Raw genomic sequence first — 21,628 nt, 5'->3', positions numbered from 1 at the left:
TAGGGCCGTGATGGGCGTCCAGCATGTCAAGGTCGTTACCCGGGGCCGGATCTTTGCAAAACTTGTAAATCCAGACAGCGCTCGCGGGATCAGCGCGGAGCCGCCGAGGCCCGCAACGCCTGTAGCGCCTTCTGCCCCGCGCGCCCGTCGGCGGGCAGGCCCAGCGACTCTTGCGCCGCCTTCAGGGCCTGGCGCGTGCGGGCGCCCACCATGCCATCGGGTTCACCGACCTCATAGCCTTTGGCGATCAACAAGCGCTGCAATTCTCGCCGTTCCGCGCGCGACAGGCCGGGATCGTCCGTGGGCCAGGGTTGAATTAGCGGGCCCGCGCCGCGCAGGCGGTCCGACAGATGCGCGATGGCCAACGCATAGCTTTCCGCCGCGTTGTACGAATACAGCGCATCGAAGTTGCGGGTGACAAGGAATGCCGGCCCCTTCCTGCCTGCGGGCAACAGCAGGCCGACCGGCGTGTCGCCGGCAGGCAGGGCCTGGCCGTCGGCGCGCGTCACGCCCTGCTTGGCCCAGGCGGACATCGGGCGCTTGTTCTTGCGCCCTGCTCCTGACGTGTCCAGCGCGGCGGGCAGCCGCACCTCGTAGCCCCACGCCAGTTGCGGGTTCCATCCTGCGCGGGCCAGGAAGTTGGCGGTGGAGGCCAGCGCATCGGGCACGCTGTCGATCAGGTCGCGGCGGCCGTCGCCGTCGAAATCCACGGCCAGCCGCAAGTAGGTGGACGGCATGAACTGCGTCTGCCCAAAAGCGCCCGCCCACGAGCCCACCAGCCGCTGCGGATCGATGTGCTCGTCCTGGATGATTTTCAAGGTCGCAAAGAACTCGCCACGGAAATACGCCTGCCGCCGCCCGAAGCACGACAGCGTGGACAGCGATGTCAGCAAGGGACGTCCGCCCAAGGTGCGGCCGAAATTGCTTTCCACGCCCCACACCGCCGCGATGGTGGCCGGGTCCACCCGATAGCGCGACGCCGCGCGCGCCAGCTCTGCCTGCCAGCGCGCCATGCCAGCCTGCCCGTCCGTCACGCGCTCGTCGTCGACCAGGCCCGCCATGTAATCCCAGATGGGCGTCTTGAATTCGGGCTGGGCGTCCAGCAGGTCGATGACAGCCATATCCGGGGCCAAGCCCGCCGTATGGGTATCGAAGGTGGCGGCGGACACGCCGGCTTTCTGCGCCGGTGCACGCAGCTGCGACAGGCAGGCGGCATAGGGGTCGGCAGCTTGGGCGGCGCTGGCTGGCAACGCAAGCGCTGCGCCGCAAAGCGCCATGGCCAGGGCCGGCATCGAGCGAATGGGATTCAGGTAAACGGACGTCATGGCGATTTCACGTGGGAGCGATTCTGTGGGGCAGCGTTCAACGATTATTGGGGGGCACAGCCACGGCGTCGCCTTCCAGGCGGCGGGTCCAGTCCTCGACCTGCCCGGCCTCCGCGCGCTTTTCAAAAAGCGCCCGCCAGTTGGGCGACAGCTCGGGCAATGCGGCCAGGGCATGCAGCACGTCCGTGTCCAGCACGCGCCGGTTCAGGACGTCTTGCACGCGGGCAAGCGACCACTGCGGATGAGGCCGTTCGCACAGCGCCAGCGTATCGCCCGCGCACAGCCAGCCCTCTTGCAGCACTCGGTAATACCAGCCCGTTCTGCCGCTGGCCTGCACGCGCGCGGCCATGCCGCGCTGGCCAAACCGGTGATCCAGTTTCCAACACGGCTGGCGGGCCTGCGAGACCTGGATCAGCGCCGTACCGGCGCGGAACACGTCGCCCACGCACACGTCGGCTTCGGTCAGACCCGAGGTGGAAATGTTCTCGCCGAACGCACCCGGGGCCGCCAATATCGCGCGCTCGCCCAACTCGGCGAGCCAGCCGGGATAGTGGTCGCGCGCGTAGTGATGCAGCGCCTTTTCCGGGCCGCCGTGAAAGCGGCGATCGGCTTGTTCGTCGCCGCGCAACCCTTCTGCGCCCAGCCACAGGGGCGCGGATACCGGGTGCTTGTCGATGCCGCTATCGCGGCCGGAATCGCCCAGCGGGCGCACGGTGCCCGTCAGCAGCGCATCAATGGTAATTGGGGTCATCGGCTGTTGAGCTCCGGCTGATTGGCTTGCAATGCTGCCAATTCGGCATCATCGAATCCCGCCGCGCGGCGCGCTTCAAGATTGAACGGCCCACGCAGCCGGGGCGCGTCGTAACGCCGTGCAAGCTCGGCGTAACAGGCCACGGGCTCTTGGTCAGACTGCGCGCAAAGCTGCTTGAACCAATGGTTGCCGATGGCGACGTGGCCGATCTCGTCACGCAGGATGATGTCGACGATGCCCGCGCTTTGCGCGTCGCCCGCGCCAGCCAATTTATTGCGGATCATCGGCGAAGCGTCCAGGCCGCGTGCTTCCAGGGTGCGCGGCACCAGCGCCAGGCGCGCCAGCAGATCGCCGCGCGTGCGCTCGGCCATGTCCCACAAACCGTTGTGCGCCGGAAAATCGCCATAGTCATAGCCCAGGGTCGCAAGCCGCTGGCGCAGCAGGTCGAAGTGATAGGCCTCTTCGCGCGCGACACGCAGCCAGTCACGATAGAAGGCCTCGGGCATGCCGGCAAAGCGCCAGAGGATGTCCAGCGCCAGATTGACCGCATTGAATTCGATATGAGCCAGCGCGTGCAGCAAGGCGGCGCGGCCCTCGACCGTGGCCATGGACCGGTGCTTGACCTCGGCGGGTGCGACCAGCTCGGGGCGCGCAGGCCGGCCGGGCAAGCCGGCGGGCGCGGCGAATTCGCGGTGGCAATCCAGCGGCGCGGTGTCGGCGATGTTGTTTACTGCCGCCATTTTTTCCGGCCATGCCTGGGCGGCAAGCGCAGCCAGCGCCTGGCCGCGCAGGCAGTCCGTGATCGGCGCAGGCTCTGACACGCCGATTGTGTTGCTGTCCATGGTGTTTCCCAATCCAGGCGGCCGGCGCCGCCGCAAACCCTGAAAAAGCCCGCGGTTTCAAACCTGCGTGCAGGCGAAGACTTTATCATTCACGGATGGATTCCCTGCGCCTGACCATTGAAACCGACCTGTCCCGCATCGACGCCCATGAATGGGACGCCCTGGCCGGTGATCAACCCTTTCTGCGGCACGCATTCTTGCGCGCGCTGCATGAAACCGGATGCGCGGCGCCCGCTTCCGGCTGGGCGCCGCACTACCTGGCGCTGTGGCGCGACGGCGCGCTGGCGGCCGCCACGCCGCTCTATCTGAAATCGCATTCGCGCGGCGAATACGTATTCGACTACGCGTGGGCCGACGCCTTTCAGCGCCACGGCATGCGCTATTACCCCAAGCTGCTGTCGGCCATTCCCTTCACGCCCGTGACCGGGCCGCGCCTGTTGGCCACCAATGACGAAGACCGCGCCACGCTGGTGCGCGGCCTGGTTGCCTTTGCCGAGGAAATCAAGGTGTCGTCGCTGCACCTGCTGTTCCCGGCGGACACCGACATGCTGGTGCTGCGCGAGGCCGGGTTCATGATCCGCGAAAGCGTGCAGTTTCATTGGACCAATCCGGGCTGTGCGGATTTTGATGCGTTCCTGGCGCTCATGAGCCACGACAAGCGCAAGAAGATCCGCCAGGATCGCAAGAAGGTCAGCGCGGCCGGTTTGTCATTTCGCTGGCTGCGCGGCGCGCAGATCGGGCCCGACGAACTCGGTTTTTTCTACGACTGTTATTGCCGTACCTATTTCCAACACGGCAACCCGCCTTATCTGAACCGCGATTTCTTTGAACGCGCGCATCGGGAGCAGCCCGAGGCTTTCGTGCTGATCCTGGCCGAACGCGATGGCGTGCCGGTGGCGGCGGCATTGAACCTGGCCGGGGGCGACGTGCTGTACGGCCGCTACTGGGGCGCCACGGAATACGTGCCGGGACTGCACTTCGAAACCTGCTACCTGCAATCGATTGCTTATTGCATCGCGCACGGCATGCGCCGTTTCGAAGGCGGCGCGCAAGGCGAACACAAGATGGCGCGTGGCCTGCTGCCCACGCCAACGTGGTCGGCACACTGGGTCGCGCACCCGGGGTTTGCCGAGGCGATCCAGAACTTCCTGGATGAAGAAACCTCGGCCGTCACGGACTATCTGGGCGAACTGGAATCGCACACGCCGTTCAAGGGCAGCGCATAACGCGCGGCGCCTGGCTACAGGAAGCGGTCCAGCAATTTGCGGCTGTGCTTGTCCAGCGACAGGATGTCGCGCACCAGATAGAAAATGCCGTGGCTATCGGCGATCAGCAGCGTTTGCGGACTCAGACGGCGTATGTCTTCCTCGCCGCGCAGCGTGAAAGACGTGGGGCCGCGATCCGTCTCGACCTTCCACGTGCTGGGCGTGGCGAAGCTGGACACGCTGGCCAGCTTGCGAATCTCGGGCATGAATTCGCGCCCGGCAAGCTCTTCCTCGATCAGCGCACGTTGCGGCGCCGGCACGTCGGACAGGTGTTCGATCCACACCAGTTCGTGGCCATCGCTGGTGACCAGCGACAGGCCGCGTCCCGCTTCGCTGATGGGAAAGGCGCGCACGGGGATGACCCCTTCGTACGTCTGGCCGTCGGCGGACGTGAATTCCAGACGCCCAAAGGCATTGCGGCGCAGCTGAAAGGTCGGCAACTTCATGAAGATAATCCCGGTTCCGCGTCAGGCCACGGCGGCCATGTCTTCGCTGCCCGACGCTTGCGCGTCGGCTTCCGCCTGGCGCGCCTGCGCCTGGTAGAGACGGTAGTACGCGCCCTCGCGAGCCATCAGTTCTTCGTGCGGCCCTTGCTCGATGATCTGGCCACGGTCCAGCACGACCAACCGGTCGGCCTTGCGCAAGGTGCTCAGGCGGTGGGCGATGGCAATCGTGGTGCGCCCGCGCACCAGGTTGTCCAGCGCCTTCTGGATTTCCTTTTCGGTCGTGGTGTCCACCGACGAGGTGGCCTCGTCCAGGATCAGGATGCGCGGGTCGATCAGCAGCGCGCGCGCAATCGAGATGCGCTGGCGTTCGCCGCCCGACAAGGCCTGGCCACGCTCGCCCACCAGCGAGTCATAGCCATGCGGCAGGCGCAGGATGAATTCATGAGCATGGGCGGCGCGAGCGGCGGCGACGATTTCATCGCGCGTCGCGTCGGGTTTGCCGTAGGCGATGTTCTCGGCGATGGTGCCGAAAAACAGGAAAGGCTCTTGCAGCACCAGCCCGATGTTGCGCCGGTAATCGGCGACACGCACCGAACGGATGTCGATGCCGTCCACCAGCACCGCGCCTTCGGAAACGTCATAGAAGCGGCAGATCAGGTTGATCAGCGTGCTCTTTCCCGATCCGCTGTGGCCCACCAGACCAATCATTTCGCCCGGCGAGATGGTCAGGTCCAGGCCGCGTATCACCTGGCGGTTGCCATAGCGAAAGCCCACGTCACGCAGTTCGATACGGCCGTTGATGTGGGGCAGCGTGGCCGGTTTCTGCGGTTCGGGAACGCTGGACACATGGTCCAGCACGTCGAAGATGCGCTTGGCGCCCGCCGCTGCTTTCTGCGTGACCGACACGATGCGGCTCATCGAATCCAGGCGCAGATAAAAGCGCCCGATATAGGCAAGGAACGCGGCCAGCACACCCACGGTGATCTGCTTTTGCGACACCTGCCAGATACCGAATATCCACACCACCAGCAGCCCCACTTCGGTCAGCAACGTGACCGTGGGCGAAAACAGCGACCACGTCGTATTCACGCGGTCGTTGACTTCCAGGTTGCGATTATTGGCTTCACGAAAGCGCGCGACTTCACGCTTTTCCTGCGCAAATGCCTTGACCACGCGTATGCCGGGAATAGTATCGGCCAGCACATTGGTGATCTCGGACCAGATGCGGTCGACCTTTTCAAAGCCATGCCGCAAGCGATCGCGCACCGCGTGGATCATCCAGATAATGAAGGGCAGCGGCACCAGCGTGACCAGGGCCAGCCAAGGATTGATCGACACCAGGATCACCGCCGTCATGACGATCATGAGGATGTCGGTAGCGAAGTCCAGCAAGTGCAAAGACAGGAACACACAAATGCGGTCGGTCTCGCTACCGATGCGGGAAATCAAATCACCCGTGCGCTTGCCGCCAAAGTATTCCAGCGACAGCTGCTGAAGATGCTCATAAGTAGTGGTGCGCAGGTCTGCCCCGATGCGCTCGCTGACCCAGGCCAGGATGTAGGTCCGCGCCCAACCCAGCCCCCAGGCCAGGAAGGCGGAAGCCAGCAGCCCGCTGAGATACAGACGGACCTTGCCATAGTCGATCGGCGCGCCGTTCTGGAACGGAATCAGCACGTCGTCCATCAGCGGCATGGTCAGGTAAGGCGGCACCAGGGTGGCGGCCGTACCCAGCAGCGTCAGGATGAAGCCGGCCAGCAAGGGGCCGCGATACGGGCGCGCGAAACGCCACAAGCGCAGCAAGGCCCAGGTCGAGGACGGCGCGGCTTGTTCCTGGTTGCAGGTCGGGCACTCTTCTTCGCCCGCCGGAATAACGTTATTGCAGACGGTGCAGTTGCGTTCCTGAGGCGTTTCCTGCTGCTGGCCGGACAGCCGGATCGCCTGTTGCGATTCAAACTGCGCCAACAGGCGCAGCGCCGCCGGATTACGCGCCAGCGTGAAGCGCCAGATTGCCAGACGCGCGGTATCGTCGTGCAATTCCAGCACGGCGGCGCCTGCGTGATCGGTCAGGTTAAGCGTCAGTTGCGGCCCATAGACCCAGGATTCCCAGCCGTTGTCGGCGGCGTTACGGGCCAGCAGGCGTCGATCGGTCGCGGCAACCAGCCCAGGCTGGAACTTCAGCCGCTGGTCCAGGTCTATTTCGACCCAGGCCAGCAAGTTTTCGCCGTCCGCTAATTCTGCGCGGATTTCATCCCGCCAGCGGGCAGGAAAGGCATCGGCAAGGCCGGAAAGCAGGTGTGGTTTTTTCATTGGAACGCATACCGGGCCAGGACTCTGCCCTACTAGGCGGCAACCGGTTTACCACCCAGGGCGGTAAACGTGTCCCTTCCTTACAACACAACGAGTTCACGCCTTGAAGGCGTCGTATAGTAGCAGCCGATTTTTCTAATTAGGAATATCTGGGATCCCCCACTCGTTGGCATTATTCTTACAGCGCAACCCCAAAAATTCGTAATAAATTCGCGGTCTTACATAGGGGCGTCCGCGCGTGCCAACCTGCTTCTCAAGTAAATTAAAACATGAAAAAGAAAGACATTGAATTTCTCGATGTCGTGGCTTTGCGCGGCCCGAACATTTGGACGTATCGCCCGGTCCTGGAAGCGTGGGTGGATATTGGTGAGTTGGAAGACTATCCGTCCAACACCATTCCCGGGTTTTACGAGCGCTTGTCCGAATGGCTGCCGACCCTGATTGAACATCGATGCAGCCCCGGTGTACGCGGCGGATTCCTGGCTCGCCTGAAAGAAGGCACCTGGCCCGGCCACATTCTTGAACATGTCACGCTGGAATTGCAGAACCTGGCCGGCTTGCGCGGCGGCTTCGGCAAAGCCCGCGAAACCTCGACCCGCGGCGTGTACAAGGTTGTCGTGCGCGCCTGGCAGGAACAGGTCACCCGCACCGCCCTGAACGAAGCCCGCGACCTGGTCATGGCCGCCATCGAGGACCGCCCGTTCGACGTGCCCGCCACCATCGCCAAACTGCGCAGCCTGGTGGACAAGCATTGCCTGGGACCCAGCACGGCCTGCATCGTGGATGCCGCCGACGATCGCGATATTCCCTATATCCGCCTGTTTGAAGGCAACCTGGTCCAGTTCGGCTACGGCTCGGCGCAACGCCGCATCTGGACGGCCGAGACCGACCGCACCAGCGCTATCGCCGAAGGCATTTCGCGCGACAAGGATCTGACCAAGGAACTGTTGTCCACCTGCGGCGTGCCCGTGCCCGAAGGCCGCCTGGTGCGCAGCGAGGACGACGCCTGGGAAGCCGCCGAAGACATCGGCCTGCCCGTGGTGGTCAAGCCCTATGACGGCAACCATGGCCGGGGCGTCTTCACCAACCTGACTACCCGCGAAGAGGTTGTTTCCGCCTACCGCGTGGCGGTGGACGAAGGCAGCGGCGTCATCGTCGAGCGCTTCGTGCTGGGCAACGAACACCGCTTGCTGGTGGTGGGCAATCGAATGGTGGCCGCCGCCGCCGGCGAGCCGGCCTGGGTGACGGGCGACGGCAAGTCCACCATTGCCGAACTGATCGACTGCCAGATCAATATCGATCCGCGTCGCGGCCGCACTGAAAACCATCCGCTGAACTTCGTCCGGCTGGATTCGGCCGCGCGGCTGGAAATCGCGCGTCAGGGCATGTCGGAAGACAGCGTACCGGCCGACGGGCAGCGTGTGTTGGTGCAGCGCAGCGGAAACGTCGCTTTCGACGTCACCGACCGCGTGCACCCCAGCATCGCCGCCACCGTCACGCTGGCCGCCCGCGTGGTGGGCCTGGACATTGCCGGCGTCGATCTGGTGGCGGAAGACATCACGCGTCCGCTGGACGAACAGCGCGGCGCCATCGTCGAAGTCAACGCCGGCCCGGGCTTGCTGATGCACCTGAAGCCGGCCGACGGCACGCCGCGCCCGGTGGGCCGCGCCATCGTCGACCACCTGTTCCCCGAAGGCGACGCGGGCCGCATCCCCATCGTGGGCGTGACCGGCACCAACGGCAAAACCGTCGTGGCGCGGCTGGTGTCGCGCCTGCTGCACCTGTCCGGCAAGCGCACGGGCCTGGCGTGCAGCGAAGGCCTCTACCTGGACCGCCGTCTGGTGCAAAAGGGCGACCGCGCGGACTTCGCTTCCGGCACGCGCCTCTTGATGAACCGCAACGTGGATGCAGCCGTCATTGAAAACGACAGCGGCGTCATCCTGGGCCAGGGTCTGGCCTACGACCGCTGCCAGGTCGGCGTGGTGACCAACATCGACGACGCCGACCACCTCGGCGACTTCGACATCAACGAAACGGAGCGCATGTTCAATGTGTTCCGCACGCAGGTCGACGTGGTGCTGCCGACCGGCGCGGCCGTGCTCAATGCGCGCGACCCGCGCGTGGTGGAAATGGCCGAGCTGTGCGATGGCGCCGTGATTTTCTTCGGCATCGATCCCGCCCTGCCCGCCATCGCCGCGCATTTGCAGCAAGACGGCCGCGCGGTGTTCGTGCGCGACGGCGGCATCATCCTGGCGCAAGGCGCGCGCGAAGAACGGCTGGCCGATGTGGCCGCCATTCCGTTGACGCATGGCGGGCGCGTGGCGTTCCAGGTCGAAAACGTGCTGGCTGCGGTCGGCGCCGCCTGGGCGCTGGACATCCCCGTGGAGCTGATCCGCGCTGGCATCGAAACGTTCGACATCGACCAGGCCGATGCGCCCTGGCAGTTCACGCTGTTCGAGCGCAACGGCAGCACCGTGGTGGTGGACGACGTGCACAACGCGTCGGCCCTGCGCCCGCTGATCGCCGCCATCGACCAGTTCCCGGCAGCACGCCGAGCCGCGGTCTATTCCGCTGGCGCCGACCGCCGCGACGCCGATCTGATCGAACAGGGCCGCTTGCTGGGCGACGCCTTTGACCGCGTCGTGCTCTATGACGACAAGACCGTGCAAAGCAAGCGTCCCGAAGGCCAGGCGCGCGCGCTGCTGCGCCAGGGGCTGTCGCAAGGCAGCCGCGTGAAAGACATCCAGGACGAGCCGGACCATGGCAAGGCCATCGAGAGCGTGCTGAACGGCATCGCGGCGGACGATTTCGTCCTGCTGCAATCCGACGAAGCGTTCTCCGGGCCCACCATCGATCTGGTGCGCCGCTGGATTCAACAATACTGACAGGAATACCTGCCATGGAAGTTTCCCGTATCCGTGCCCTGCGCGGCCCCAATCTGTGGAGCAAGAACACGGCGATCGAGGCCATCGTTTCGTGCGCCGACGCCGAATGCTCCATCGATAACCTGCCCGAGTTCGAAGCCCGTCTGCGCGCGCGGCTCCCGCAAATGGGCCTGATGCGGCCGGAAGGCCATCAAGGCGCGGTATCGATCGCGCACGTGTTGCAGATGGTCGCGCTGACGATGCAGGCACACGCCGGCTGCCCCGTGACGTTCGGGCGCGCTTCGTCCACCGTCGAACCAGGCGTCTTCCAAGTCGTGGTCGAGTACAGCGAAGAAGAAGTCGGCTTGCTGGCCATGGAACTGGCGCAGCAACTGGTGCGCTCCGCGCTGGACGACACGCCGTTCGACCTGCCCGATGCGCTCAAGCGCCTGCGCGAGCTGGACGAAGATGTGCGCCTGGGACCCAGCACCGGTTCCATCGTGAACGCCGCCGTCGCGCGCAACATTCCCTATCGCCGCCTGACGCAAGGCAGCATGGTGCAGTTCGGATGGGGCAGCAAGCAGCGCCGCATCCAGGCCGCCGAAACCGACCTGACCAGCGCCATCTCGGAATCGATCGCCCAGGACAAGGACCTGACCAAGATGCTGCTGGACGCCGCCGGCGTGCCGGTGCCGATGGGCCGTTCCGTGACCACGGCCGAAGAGGCCTGGGAAGCCGCGCAGGAGCTGGGCGGCCCCGTGGTCGTCAAGCCCCGCGATGGCAGCCAGGGCCGGGGCGTGGCCGTCAACATCGAAACGCGCGAACGCGTCATCCAGGCCTTTGAAGTTGCCGAGGAAGTCAGCTCGGAAGTCATCGTTGAACGCTACATTCCCGGCCACGACTTCCGCCTGCTGGTGGTGGGTGGCGCGCTGGTCGCGGCATCGCGCCGCGATCCGCCGCAAGTGACGGGCGATGGGCAGCACACCATCCGCGAACTGGTCGATCAGGTCAACGCGGACCCCTTGCGCGGGGACGGCCACGCCACCTCGCTCACCAAGATCCGCTTTGACGACATCGCGCTGGCCACGCTGCAAAAGCAGGGCTTCGACGCGGATTCCGTCCCGCCTCCCGGCACCCTCATCTTCCTGCGCAACAACGCCAACCTCAGCACGGGGGGATCGGCCACCGACGTGACCGATGAAGTGCATCCCGAGATGGCGGCGCGCGCCGTGTCGGCCGCCCGGATGATCGGGCTGGATATCTGCGGCGTGGACGTCGTGGCCGAAAGCGTGCTCTATCCCCTGGAAGAGCAGCACGGCGGCGTGGTCGAAGTGAACGCCGCGCCCGGCCTGCGCATGCACTTGAACCCTTCGTTCGGCAAAGGCCGCCCGGTGGGCGAAGCCATCATCGCCAACATGTACGCGGACGGCGACGACGGCCGCATTCCGGTGGTGGCCGTGGCCGGTACAAACGGCAAGACCACGACGGTGCGCCTGACGGCTCACCTGCTGGGCGCTGCCGGCAACCGCGTCGGCATGACGAATTCCGACGGCGTGTATATCGACAACCTGCGCATCGACACGGGCGATTGCAGCGGCCCGCGCAGCGCCCGCAGCGTGCTGATGCACCCGGACGTGGACGCCGCCGTCTTCGAAACCGCGCGCGGCGGCATCTTGCGCGAGGGCCTGGCGTTTGACCGGTGCAACGTGGCCATCGTCACCAACATCGGCATGGGCGACCACCTGGGCCTGGGCTACATCAGCACCGTTGAAGACCTGGCCGTGGTCAAGCGCGTCATCGTGCAGCACGTGCATCCGTCCGGCACGGCGGTGCTGAATGCCGCCGACCCCATCGTTGCCGAGATGGCCGCCAGTTGCCCCGGCTCGATCACCTACTTCGCCGAAGACCGCAACCACCCGGTACTGGCCACGCACCGCGCGCAAGGCCTGCGGTCGGTGTACCGCGATGGCGATGCGATCGTGGCGGCACAGGGCGCGGAAGAAATCCGCTTCCCGCTGGCCGACATTCCGTTGACCCGCAATGGCACGATCACCTTCCAGGTCGAGAACGCCATGGCGTCGATTGCGGCGGCGTGGGCGTTGAACCTGGACTGGGAGGTGGTGCGCCGTGGGCTGGCCACCTTCGTGAACGACGCGCAGACGGCGCCGGGCCGCTTCAATGTGTTCGACTACCGAGGCGCCACGGTCATCGCCGACTACGGTCACAACCCGGACGCCATCCTGGCGCTGGTGCGCGCGGTGGACGCCATGCCGGCCAAGCGCCGTTCGGTCGTGATCAGCGGGGCGGGCGACCGCCGCGATGAAGACATCCGCATGCAGACGGAGATCCTGGGCGCTGCCTTCGATGACGTGCTGCTGTACCAGGACCAATGCCAGCGCGGTCGCGCCGACGGCGAGGTGCTGGCGCTGCTGCAGGAAGGCCTGGTCGGTGCGCCGCGCACCCAGCACATCGAGGAAATCCATGGTGAATTCCTGGCCATCGATACCGCCTTGGCGCGACTGCAAGCCGGTGATCTTTGCCTGATCCTGGTGGACCAGGTGGAAGAGGCGCTGGCGCATATCGCCGAGCGCATCGCCCAGTCCTGATGTCTGGCGCGCGGCGGGGCGACACGCCCGCCGCAAACGAATAACGGGGCGCGCAAGCGCCCCGTTTGCATTGGGCAAGCGAGCGGCCGGCCGCCCTCGCCTTGCGCGATCAGGTGCTCGGGGCCTGCGCCACAACAGCAGGCACAGCCGCTTGATAACGGTCCGTGACGTGCGTGCATCCCACCGCCGCCAGGGCGGCCAGCGTCAGCAAGATAGCGCTGCAAAGTCGTTGCGTCATGCGTGCTCTTCCTCTTCGTTGATGAATCGCTTGTGGTCCCGCACGACTATACCGGGCGCGACAGACGTCGACCAGCGCAGAAGAACACGCAAAAACACCCCGAAAACGTCGCATCTTCCGTTACTAGCCCCGCTCAAAAGGGGACAAGACATTGCCGGAATGTAACTCCTGCCGAGCGCGCCGGTTCGCGTTTCTTCGGGCGGAAAGCCTATCTGGAATGGGCCATCGCGCTGTTACATTTACCCACAGCGGCGTTTGACAGCCCCTGGGGAGCGCTCGTACGTTAGGGGCTAGCTGATCAGCGTTCAAGTCAACCGCGACAGCAGGCACTTATAGGCCATAAGCCCTGCAACGCACGAAGATAAGAAGAGAGGTCACCATGAATAACGACATCATCGCCGGCAAGTGGAAGCAACTGACTGGCAAGGCCAAAGCCGCCTGGGGTGAGCTCACCGATGACGAACTGACCCGCACGGAAGGCAACGCCGAACGTCTGGCTGGCCTGATCCAGGAGCGGTATGGCAAGACCAAGGATGAAGCGCAAAAGGAAGTCCGGGATTTCTTCGACCGCAATCCCTGAATCCGCCCCCGCCTTGATCGGTCGAACTCACAGGAGAAGCTGACATGTTGCATTACGCCGTAGTTTTCTTCGTCATCGCGATCATCGCGGCGGTTCTCGGCTTTGGTGGCATTGCCGCCGGGGCCGCGGGTATCGCCAAGATCCTGTTCTTCGTCTTCCTGGTGCTGGCGCTCTTGTCCATCTTGAGCGGCGCGCTGCGAAAAAAATAGAACACGCCGATAGAACGCATACCCTCATCTAGAAATTTGATTTGATTGCCTGCCGCGCCGACACCTGACGCGGCAGACCATACTAATAAGGAGCACGACTATGGAATTTCGCAAGCTGATCGCCGCCGCCGCACTGGGAACTGGCGCTGTCTTCACTTCCATGGCTTTCGCAGCGGATGATGGCAAGCCCAAGCAATCCGTGGGCGAATACGCCTCCGATGCGACCGTAACGACCAAGATCAAGGCCGCCTACGTTGCCGACAAGCAACTGAGCGCGTTGGACATCGCCGTGGAAACCAACAACGGCGTCGCGACGCTGACCGGTACCGTGGGCACGGCGGCAGAAGCCGATCATGCCGCTACCGTCACCCGTGGCGTTGAAGGGGTCAAGCAGGTGAAGAACAACATCAAGGTCGACCCGACCAAGAAGTAAGGACGGCCCCGTTCCATACCGAGGCCTAGAGAGAAAGGCGGCGCCTGTGGTGACACAGGCGCCGTTTTTTTTATGGGTGGCGCGGTCGGCATGCACGCCAACGCTCAGAGACCGACGATGCTCAGGCCTGCCACCGCCCCAACTCAGAGGTTGACGACGCCCCGGCCGATCTCCAGGGCACGGCCGCCCACCTGGATGCGGCCATCGTCATGCACATCCAACAGCAGCCGGCACGGCCTGCCCATCTGATCGCCCTGTTCGACCAGGATGCTGGCCGGCAACGCCCGCTTCTTGTGGATCAGCCAGCCACCCAGATTGGCGCAGGCCGAACCCGTGCCGGCATCTTCGTCCACGCCACCGCCCGCCTTCGCAAAGAAATAGCGCGCCACCACGACTTGGCGCGCGTCGTGGACGCGGCCTTCGTCGAACGCAAACAGGTACATGGTTTTGCGCCCCAGGCTGCTGGCCTGCCAGCGGCTTAACCGGGACGAGTCGGGCGCGGCGCGGCGGACGGCGTCCACGCTGGCCAAGGGCACGAGCAGCTGGTCGGCGCCGGTATCCACCCAGATCGGCTCGTCCGCCAGATCGTCGGACGTCAATCCCACCAAGGCCGCGATGTCCGCGCGATCCATTTCCGGAGCCGCCGTGCGCACGCCGCCGGGGCACGGCGCGGTGAAGGTCCAGGCATCTGCCTGGGCTTGAACGGGCACGACGCCCGCCGCGAATTCCAGGGTCAAGGCGTCGCCGGTGCGACGCAGATCGCGCACGACTTGCGAGGTGCCGATCGTGGGATGGCCGGCGAACTTCATTTCGTAGCCCGGCGTGAAGATGCGCACGCGTGCATCGGCCTTGTCGGAAGGCAGGATGAACGTGGTTTCGGAAAGATTGAATTGCGCCGCGAGATTCAGCATCGTGGCGTCGTCCATGCCGCGCGCGTCTTCAAACACGCAAAGCTGGTTGCCGCCGAAAGTGGTCGAGGCGAATACGTTAAGCAGGCGAAAGGCGTAGGAGCTCATGAAGGACATCAAGGCGGGAAGGCGCCGGAGATCCCGGCAGGGCTTCCCACTTTATCGCAGCGCCGCGCCGCGATCCATCGCCTATCGCTTACCAGATTGCAAAGAAATACACCCAGGCCATGCAGAACGGCGCCAGGCCTGCAGCCAGCACGATCCACGCGGCAAGCTTGCGCGTGACGCTGACGGGGCGCGGCGACAGCAGCCGCGCGAACAGGCGCAAGGTCCACAGCACGGCCAGCGTCAACAGCGTGAAACGCACCGGGCCGGCCCAGGCGGCTTGCACGCCTTCATGCTTGAGCAGATTGATGGTGGTGGCTGACAGGCCGAGGAACACGCCGATGCCCGCGGACGGAATCAGCGCCTGCGCCAGCTTGTGCACGCCCGGACGGATCCAGCGGGCCGCCGGAGCATTGACCGGCGACGCCGCGGGCGCCAGACGGTCGGCCAACCACAGCGACAGAAAGCTGGCGCCGCCCACGATCACGGTCGCGCCGATGACGAACATCAGGATGCCCGCGCCGTCCAGCCACGAGAAGCTGTCATTGACGTCGGGGTAATGCGTCAGGATGTACCAGGGCGCGTTGTCCATCAACGGCCACATGATGTCATGCTCGACCAGCCACGTCGCTGCCCACTGCTTGGCCGTCACATACCACGGGCTGGCGCTCCAGAGGAATGCGCCGATGGCGATGCCCATCAAGCCGAAGCACAGCAAGGCCGTCTGCCACGCGTCGCCGTCGGCGACGTGCACGATCTCTTCTTCGGGCGAACGCGGCGTCAGCGCGATGGCGCCGCGATAGCCGCTGCACCGGCCGCAAACGTGGCAATCGCCCGCGCCCTTCATGTGGCGCAGCGGAACCAGCGGCGCACAGTTGATGGGCTCGATCCGGATGACCGGGTGGCGCCACTTTTCTTCGTCGACCTTGAAGTGCCACGGCGCCAGCTTGGCCAGCAGGTTGAACACGCCATTGACCGGGCACAGGTATTTGCACCACACGCGCTTGCTGCGGCCATAGCGCCAGCCGACGATCATGGCCGCGACGGTCGAGCCGCCCAGCACGGCCAGCACGGCCAGCGGGTATTGATACACGCTGACCAGTTGGCCGTACACCGTCGTCAACGCAAAGGCCACGAACGGCCAGCCGCCCCAGCGCATCCATTTAGGAATGGCGCGCCCCTGTCCGCGCTCGCTGGCCCATTCGGTCAGCATGCCTTCCGGGCAAAGCCAGCCACACCAGGCGCGGCCCAGAATCGGCATCGAGATCAGCACGAAGGGCCACCAGACGCCCCAGAAGGCGAACTGCGCCACGATGGTCAGGTTGTTGAAGACCGAGGCCGCATTGCCCGGCAAGGGCAGGATCGCGGGCACGATCAACAAGAACGCGTATATCGCAACAATGCCCCACTGCAGCTTGCGCAACAGCGGGGCATGGTCACGGAGAAAATCGGCGATCCGGGAGGTCACCCTCCCGAGTACAGCTGCCATGGTCAAACCTTCAATGTTCAGTCCGGCATCACGTCGGAATCAGGATGCGTTGCCCACCGGCGCCGGCGCCCGGGCAGGCTTGCCGCCTACCCAGCGCAGCAACGCCCAGACCACGATCCAATAAGCCACCCACAAGAGCACCGAGATCAGGGCTGGCAGGGCGCGGTAGCCAGCAAAGTCCGCCAGGATCTTACCCACGCCGGTGCTGTCGCTCAACAGCCACGAGCTGTCCCAGACGGGGTCGATGATCGTGGGCAAAACGTCCAGCGAAATCAGATGATCCAGGCCGCCCACCAGCAGCGATCCGGCCAGCAGCAACAGCAGGATTTCGGTCACGCGGAAAAAGCGCCGCCAGGTAATCAGCTTGCCGCCCAGTTGCAGCAGCCAGAAAGTCAGCAAGGCAACGGCAAAACCGGCGACGCCCGCCAGGGCAAGCTTGAACATGTCGCCGCCGCCCTCGCCGGCCGAGACGGTGCCATACAGGAACACCACGGTCTCGCTGCCTTCGCGTGCCACGGCGATAGCCACCAGCACGAACAAGCCCCACCAGTTGTCGTTGGCGATGGAACTGCGCGCGCCGCTTTCCAGTTCGCCCTTCAAGGTGCGGCCATGCTTTTTCATCCACACGACCATCTGCACGACCAGCGCGCACGCCGCCAGCGACATGATGGCCTGGAACCATTCCTGGCCTTCGTCACTGAGCCAGGTCGACACACCCAGCAGTACCAGGGCCAACGCGACGGCCAATGCCAGGCCCGCCGCCACGCCGCCCCAGAGGTAATTGAGCCCGCGCTTGCCTTCGGGCGTCGCGCGCAGCCAGGTGTACAAAATGCCCACCACCAGCATGGCTTCGACGCTTTCACGCCAAACGATAAAGAGGACCTGTTCCATTTATAGCTACCGCTTATTCCTTGGGCTTGACGACCAGGGTGCCTTTCACGCTTTGGTGAAAGTCATCAAAGAAGGGATACTCGCCGGGACGGGAAATGGTGATGACGACGAAGGATTTCACCCCCGGCCCCAGCACTTTTTCCTTGCGCAGGGGAATGCTCTCGAATTCCACCGGCTCGTTGCTTTCATTGATGAGTTCAATCTTGAAACGGCCGGCCGGCACTTCCAGCGTGGCCGGCTCGAACGTTCCGTCCGGTTTGAAGCGCAAGGTGAACGTGGGCAATTCATCCGCCTGCGCGGGCGCCGTGCCGGCAAAGCCGGCCAGGCCGATCAGCGCGGCGGCAACAACGCGAAGCAGGCGGCGCACGATCAATATCCGCCCTTCTTGCCAGTGCCGGCATAGACGAATTCGTATTCCAGTTCAAAGGGTTCGAACCACGGACCCACACCGGTTTCCTTGTCGACGTGACGGCCGAAGTGCGCCATCTTGTTCTCGGACGGCGGCAGGATCGAATACTTCAGCTTGTACTTGCCCGGGCCTTCCAGCTTGACGTTGTCGCCATAGTGCGGCCCGTCGTTGGCGACCATCGGCATGAAGGTGCCTTTCTGCACGTTCTGGCTGCCGACCTTCTGGATCTCAAAATTCACGACCAGGTAAGGCACCCACTCGCCTTCCGGAAAGCCCGTCTTGTTGCCAGCGGTGGCGTGGATGTCGGCCTCAAGGTGGACATCGGAATCCTTGGCGGGGCGCATCATCCCGGGCGGGTCCATTTCGATCGGCTGCAGGTAGACCGCGCCAATTTCCATGCCACCCTTCTCAACCGGCTTGCCGATGGGGTATTCGGCTGCGTTGGCGGCCGACACGCTCAGGGCGACAATGGCCAGCGCCAAGGCTTTCTTGATCATGTGCTTAATCCTTGAGACACAAATGAGAAATCGGCTCTAGAAACATAAACAAGAACCGTTTGCATTAATGTATCGAAAAAAACTGACATATCCCTGAACCCAGAGGGTCGGAATGCATCAGTTCATTGCGCAACCTCAACGAAAGAAGCGTCCACAAAAAAGCCGGCGGGGCAACGCCGCACCGGCTGCTGTCAGAGCAAAGGCGTGGGAAGCGCCCTTGCCTCTTGGCGCTTACTTGCGGCCCTGGCCCGGCGTGCTGCCGGGCGTGAACGGGAACGTCGAAAACATGGCGCGCGTCTGGTCCTGCATTTGATCCTGCATCTGCACGAACAGGTTTTTGCTCTGGTCGATGTAGTTGTTCATCATGTTTTGCAGCATGGGCGTTTGCACGTTCATGAACTGCGTCCAGGCTTCCGGACCGAACTGGCTGCCGTACAGCCCCTTGGACTGTTCCGCCATGCGCGTCTGGATTTCCATGAAGGCCTGGATGTTCTTCTCAAGGTAAGAACCCATGATGCCCTGCATGGCGTGCCCGTAAAAACGGATGATCTGCGACAGCATGTTCGACGAGAACATGGGCATGCCGCCGCTTTCCTCTTCCAGAATGATCTGCAAAAGGATGCTGCGGGTCAGATCTTCGCCGCTCTTGGCGTCGACCACCTGGAATTCTTCATTGGCCAGAACCAGTTGCTTGACATCTGCCAGAGTGATGTAGGTGCTGGTCCGGGTGTCGTATAGGCGACGGTTGGGGTATTTTTTAATCAGGCGCAGGCTGGCGCCGGTTTGTGCTTGCGTCATGTGTGTCCCCGGATCGGGCGATCTCTTAGACTTCGAATAAGGTTGAGTGTAATGCCGGAAGGCCCTCTCCCCGAGGCCTTCCAGCGCCTTGAGCCGCCGGGGGGCAGCCCGCTAGCCTTCATCAGCCCATGTGCAGGCCGCCGTTGAGCGAGAAGTCCGCGCCGGTCGAAAAACCGGATTCGTCCGACGCCAACCACGACGTCATGGACGCGATTTCCTCCGGCGTGCCCAGGCGGCGCACGGGGATGGTGGCCACGATCTTTTCCAGGACTTCGGGACGAATGGCGCGAACCATGTCCGTACCGATGTAGCCCGGCGAAATCGTATTGACCGTGACGCCCTTGCTGGCCACTTCCTGCGCCAACGCCATGGTGAAGCCGTGAATGCCGGCCTTGGCGGTGGAATAGTTGGTCTGGCCGAACTGGCCCTTCTGCCCGTTCACCGAGCTGATGTTGATGATGCGGCCCCACTGCCGTTCAACCATGCCTTCGATGACCTGCTTGGTCACGTTGAACAGGCTGTTCAGGTTGGTGTCGATCACCGCGCGCCAGTCGTCGGCGCTCATTTTGCGGAACAGGCCATCGCGGGTGATGCCCGCGTTATTGACCAGCACGTCGACCGGGCCCAGGTCCGCGGTGACCTTTTCGAAGGCCTTCACCGTGGATTCCCAATCGGACACGTTGCCTACCGAAGCATAGAACGTGTAGCCCTGCGCAGCCTGCTCATCCAGCCATTGCTGGTAGTTGCGGCTGGGGCCGCAACCTGCCACGACGCGAAAGCCATCCTTGGCCAAGCGCTGGCAAATAGAGGTGCCGATACCGCCCATCCCGCCTGTTACGTAAGCCAGTTTTCCGCTCATTGGACTTCCTCCTGTGTGCGACGGACGCCTCGTTGATTAACTTCTTCTTGTCCCGGGGTAAACCGCGTCGTGCGGTTTCAGGCTGCCCGGACCTTTACATACCTGCCAGGGGCCGGCTCGATCGGCTGGTACCTGGCATTGCCTAATTTTGTTCGTGCCTTGACCTGCTTGCCCGAGTGGTCGGCCAGCCAGGCCGTCCAGTCCGGCCACCAACTGCCCGCGTGCTCGGTGCTTTGCGCGAACCAGGCGTTGGGATCGCCCGGCATGTCGTGCCCCTTCTTGCCCAAATCGTCGGCGACCCAGTAGCTGCGGCGCTTCTTGGCAGGCGGATTGACGACGCCCGCAATGTGGCCCGAGGCCCCCAGCACGAAACGTTGCGGCCCGCGCAGCAGTTGCGTGGAAGCATAAGCCGACACCCAAGGCACGATATGGTCTTCGCGCGACCCGAAGATATATGCCGGCATCGTCAGGCGCGTCAGATCCAGAGGCAGGCCGGCGGCCTGCGCGCGGCCCGGCACCTTCAGATTGTTCTCAAGGTAGGTATTGCGGAAGTACCAGGAAAAGAACGGCCCCGGCAGATTCGTGCTGTCGCCATTCCAGAACAGCAGATCGAAGGGGGGCGGCTTCTGGCCCTTCAGGTAGTTGCCGACCACGTAGTTCCAGACCAGCTCGTTGGGCCGCAGGAACGAGAACGTGGTGGCCAGGTCGCGGCCGGGCATCAGCCCGCCCTTGCCCAATTGTTGATCGCGCAACAACGCATGGGCTTCGTCGACAAAGACGTTCAGGATGCCGGTGTCGTGAAAGTCCAGCAACGAGGTCAGCAGGGTCAACGACGCCACCGGCTGTTCGCCGCGCGCCTCGGCCAGCGCCAGCGCGGCGGCCAGCATCGTGCCGCCCACGCAAAAGCCCAGCGCGTTGACCTTGGGTTGCTTGGTGATGTCGCTGGCCACGCGCAGCGCTTGCAGCACGGCGTCGTCAAGGTAGTCGGACCAGGTGGCGCGGTCTACGCCGTCGTTGTCGCTGGCGACCGGGTTGCGCCAGGAAATCAGGAACACCGTATAGCCCTCGCCCACGGCATGGCGCACGAAGGAGTTTTCGGGCTGCAAATCCAGGATGTAGAACTTGTTGATGTTCGGCGGGACGATCACCAGCGGGCGCTCGTACACCGTGGCGGTCGAGGGCGCGTACTGGATCAGCTGGAACAGCCTGTTCTCGAACACCACCTCGCCGGGCGTCACGGCCACGTTGCGGCCGATCTCGAATTGCGTTTCGTCGGTTTGGGTGATGCGGCCTTTCTTGACGTCACCCAGCAGGTTGGCCAGCCCTTCGTTCAGCGCGCGGCCCGCGCTTTCCACGATGGATTGCTGGGCGTCAGGGTTCAGGGCAAGGAAGTTCGACGGCGAGAGCGCGTCGACCCACTGCATGATGGAAAAACGAAGCCGGTCGCGCATGGGTTCGCTGACCTGCGCTGCATCGACCATGCGCTGCATGGCCCGTGCCGACAGCAGGTAGGTATGCGCCAGCAGAAGATGCGAACCGTTGCTTGCCCAGGCATCGCCGGCAAAGCGGCGGTCGGCGGGGGGCGCGAGCGCGCCGCGCCGGGCGTCGTCACAAAGGCGCTGCCACTCGCGAGAGAATTCGGCCTGAATGTCGGCCAGGATTTCCGGTGCCACGCTCACCGGAATGGGTCCTGCGGAGAGATTGGCGTTCACTTCCACACCTTGTTATCGACACTGCTCGATTGATGTTGCATTCCGGGTCCACCACTGTCAATGCGGGTATACAAGGAGTTTCGCGGCACGGGTT

General features: G+C 64.1%; 20 protein-coding genes. 6 read left to right on the top strand and 14 right to left on the bottom strand.

Going from position 1 to position 21,628, the window contains the following annotated elements:
• Positions 1–89: 89 nt before the first annotated feature.
• Genes API01S_RS10680 through API01S_RS10670 form a run of 3 tightly spaced genes read right to left on the bottom strand, consistent with a single transcriptional unit; the run spans position 90 to position 2,918 of the window.
• Entirely contained in the window at positions 90–1,325 is a 1,236-nt protein-coding gene (locus API01S_RS10680; protein ID WP_156487098.1) for a lytic murein transglycosylase, read from the bottom strand.
• Between the two features lie 37 nt (positions 1,326–1,362).
• A complete protein-coding gene (locus API01S_RS10675) occupies positions 1,363–2,076 on the bottom strand; it encodes an MOSC domain-containing protein (protein ID WP_061304431.1) in 714 nt (237 codons plus the stop codon).
• Positions 2,073–2,918 (bottom strand): ferritin-like domain-containing protein, encoded by an 846-nt coding sequence (locus API01S_RS10670; RefSeq protein WP_050727788.1) that lies wholly within the window; start codon positions 2,916–2,918, stop codon positions 2,073–2,075. The genes API01S_RS10675 and API01S_RS10670 overlap by 4 nt, the downstream gene beginning before the upstream one ends.
• A 95-nt stretch (positions 2,919–3,013) precedes the next feature.
• On the opposite strand from API01S_RS10670, the gene API01S_RS10665 reads away from it, so the two are divergent.
• Positions 3,014–4,144 carry a GNAT family N-acetyltransferase gene (locus tag API01S_RS10665; protein WP_061304428.1) on the top strand — a complete coding sequence of 377 codons (1,131 nt, stop codon included), beginning with the start codon at positions 3,014–3,016 and terminating at the stop codon, positions 4,142–4,144.
• A gap of 14 nt (positions 4,145–4,158) precedes the next feature.
• Here the strand turns inward: API01S_RS10665 and API01S_RS10660 are convergent, their stop codons facing one another.
• The gene (locus API01S_RS10660) at positions 4,159–4,629 is read right to left on the bottom strand and encodes a cyanophycin metabolism-associated DUF1854 family protein (protein WP_061304425.1); all 471 of its coding nucleotides are present in this window, start codon (positions 4,627–4,629) and stop codon (positions 4,159–4,161) included.
• A 21-nt stretch (positions 4,630–4,650) separates the two neighbouring features.
• The gene (locus API01S_RS10655; protein WP_061304423.1) at positions 4,651–6,936 is read right to left on the bottom strand and encodes a cyanophycin metabolism-associated ABC transporter; all 2,286 of its coding nucleotides are present in this window, start codon (positions 6,934–6,936) and stop codon (positions 4,651–4,653) included.
• A gap of 269 nt (positions 6,937–7,205) precedes the next feature.
• Between API01S_RS10655 and cphA (API01S_RS10650) the strand changes: the two genes are divergently transcribed.
• Entirely contained in the window at positions 7,206–9,821 is a 2,616-nt protein-coding gene (gene cphA, locus API01S_RS10650) for a cyanophycin synthetase (protein WP_061304421.1), read from the top strand.
• 14 nt (positions 9,822–9,835) lie between these two features.
• Positions 9,836–12,406, top strand: a complete 2,571-nt coding sequence (gene cphA / locus API01S_RS10645; protein ID WP_006218182.1) for a cyanophycin synthetase — start codon at positions 9,836–9,838, stop codon at positions 12,404–12,406.
• Between the two features lie 109 nt (positions 12,407–12,515).
• Here cphA (API01S_RS10645) and API01S_RS29515 read toward each other — a convergent pair whose 3' ends face one another.
• Positions 12,516–12,644 (bottom strand): hypothetical protein, encoded by a 129-nt coding sequence (locus API01S_RS29515; RefSeq protein WP_006218181.1) that lies wholly within the window; start codon positions 12,642–12,644, stop codon positions 12,516–12,518.
• Between the two features lie 379 nt (positions 12,645–13,023).
• Here API01S_RS29515 and API01S_RS10640 point away from each other — a divergent pair, with 379 nt between their 5' ends.
• From API01S_RS10640 to API01S_RS10635, 3 genes are all read left to right on the top strand, one after another.
• Entirely contained in the window at positions 13,024–13,224 is a 201-nt protein-coding gene (locus tag API01S_RS10640) for a CsbD family protein (RefSeq protein ID WP_006218180.1), read from the top strand.
• A 44-nt stretch (positions 13,225–13,268) separates the two neighbouring features.
• The gene (locus tag API01S_RS28815) at positions 13,269–13,433 is read left to right on the top strand and encodes a DUF1328 domain-containing protein (RefSeq protein WP_006218179.1); all 165 of its coding nucleotides are present in this window, start codon (positions 13,269–13,271) and stop codon (positions 13,431–13,433) included.
• Between the two features lie 100 nt (positions 13,434–13,533).
• Positions 13,534–13,866, top strand: coding sequence for a BON domain-containing protein (locus tag API01S_RS10635; protein WP_006218178.1), 333 nt, complete (start codon positions 13,534–13,536; stop codon positions 13,864–13,866).
• Between the two features lie 143 nt (positions 13,867–14,009).
• Here API01S_RS10635 and API01S_RS10630 read toward each other — a convergent pair whose 3' ends face one another.
• The 8 genes from API01S_RS10630 to API01S_RS10595 form a co-directional block, all read right to left on the bottom strand.
• Positions 14,010–14,882, bottom strand: a complete 873-nt coding sequence (locus API01S_RS10630) for a PhzF family phenazine biosynthesis protein (protein WP_061304419.1) — start codon at positions 14,880–14,882, stop codon at positions 14,010–14,012.
• An 88-nt stretch (positions 14,883–14,970) separates the two neighbouring features.
• The gene (locus API01S_RS10625) at positions 14,971–16,368 is read right to left on the bottom strand and encodes a 4Fe-4S binding protein (protein WP_061304417.1); all 1,398 of its coding nucleotides are present in this window, start codon (positions 16,366–16,368) and stop codon (positions 14,971–14,973) included.
• Between the two features lie 39 nt (positions 16,369–16,407).
• Complete coding sequence (locus API01S_RS10620) at positions 16,408–17,259, bottom strand: FTR1 family iron permease (protein ID WP_006218175.1); 852 nt, start codon at positions 17,257–17,259, stop codon at positions 16,408–16,410.
• Between the two features lie 13 nt (positions 17,260–17,272).
• Complete coding sequence (locus API01S_RS10615) at positions 17,273–17,626, bottom strand: cupredoxin domain-containing protein (RefSeq protein WP_174544672.1); 354 nt, start codon at positions 17,624–17,626, stop codon at positions 17,273–17,275.
• A 2-nt stretch (positions 17,627–17,628) separates the two neighbouring features.
• Positions 17,629–18,165: an iron transporter gene (locus API01S_RS10610; protein ID WP_006218173.1), complete on the bottom strand. Its 537-nt coding sequence runs from the start codon at positions 18,163–18,165 to the stop codon at positions 17,629–17,631.
• Positions 18,166–18,396: 231 nt separating this feature from the next.
• Positions 18,397–18,963 carry a polyhydroxyalkanoate synthesis repressor PhaR gene (gene phaR / locus API01S_RS10605; RefSeq protein WP_006218172.1) on the bottom strand — a complete coding sequence of 189 codons (567 nt, stop codon included), beginning with the start codon at positions 18,961–18,963 and terminating at the stop codon, positions 18,397–18,399.
• Positions 18,964–19,084: 121 nt separating this feature from the next.
• Positions 19,085–19,822 (bottom strand): acetoacetyl-CoA reductase, encoded by a 738-nt coding sequence (phbB, locus tag API01S_RS10600; protein WP_050727793.1) that lies wholly within the window; start codon positions 19,820–19,822, stop codon positions 19,085–19,087.
• A gap of 77 nt (positions 19,823–19,899) precedes the next feature.
• On the bottom strand, positions 19,900–21,534 hold the full coding sequence (locus tag API01S_RS10595; RefSeq protein WP_039883974.1) for a PHA/PHB synthase family protein: 1,635 nt from the start codon (positions 21,532–21,534) through the stop codon (positions 19,900–19,902).
• Positions 21,535–21,628 lie beyond the last annotated feature (94 nt).

Origin of the sequence: Achromobacter piechaudii NBRC 102461 (genome assembly GCF_001571245.1) — a bacterium.
Classification (GTDB): domain Bacteria; phylum Pseudomonadota; class Gammaproteobacteria; order Burkholderiales; family Burkholderiaceae_B; genus Achromobacter; species Achromobacter piechaudii.
This window is presented reverse-complemented; position numbering and strand designations above follow the sequence as displayed.